The 412-nt window shown below is 63.3% G+C and carries 1 protein-coding gene; it reads left to right on the top strand.

The window, feature by feature from the left end:
* Window position 1: 1 nt before the first annotated feature.
* A partial coding sequence (locus ACTJLF_RS34735; RefSeq protein WP_440884919.1) for a chemotaxis protein CheW occupies window positions 2-412 on the top strand: 411 nt, incomplete at its 3' end.

Raw genomic sequence — 412 nt, 5'->3', positions numbered from 1 at the left:
CCTGGAGGTGGTGACCTTCAAGCTGGGCGATGAAGAGTACGGGATAGACATCCAGAAGGTGCAGGAGCTGCGCGGGTACGACGCGGTGACGCGGATCGCGAACGCGCCGGAATACATCAAGGGGGTGGTGAACCTGCGGGGGATCATCGTTCCGATCATCGACATGCGCATCAAGTTCAAGCTTGGGGAGCCGACGTACGACCAGTTCACGGTGGTGATCGTGCTGAACATCGGCGGGCGCGTGGTGGGGATGGTGGTGGACAGCGTGTCGGACGTGATCACGCTGACGGGCGAGCAGATCAAGCCGGCGCCGGAGATGGGCTCGGTGCTGGACGCGGACTACCTGATCGGGCTGGGCACGCTGGACGAGCGGATGCTGATCCTGGTGGACATCGACCGGCTCATGTCCAGC

Origin of the sequence: Variovorax sp. 22077 (genome assembly GCF_052044195.1) — a bacterium.
GTDB classification, from domain to species: domain Bacteria; phylum Pseudomonadota; class Gammaproteobacteria; order Burkholderiales; family Burkholderiaceae_C; genus Variovorax; species Variovorax atrisoli.
This window is presented reverse-complemented; position numbering and strand designations above follow the sequence as displayed.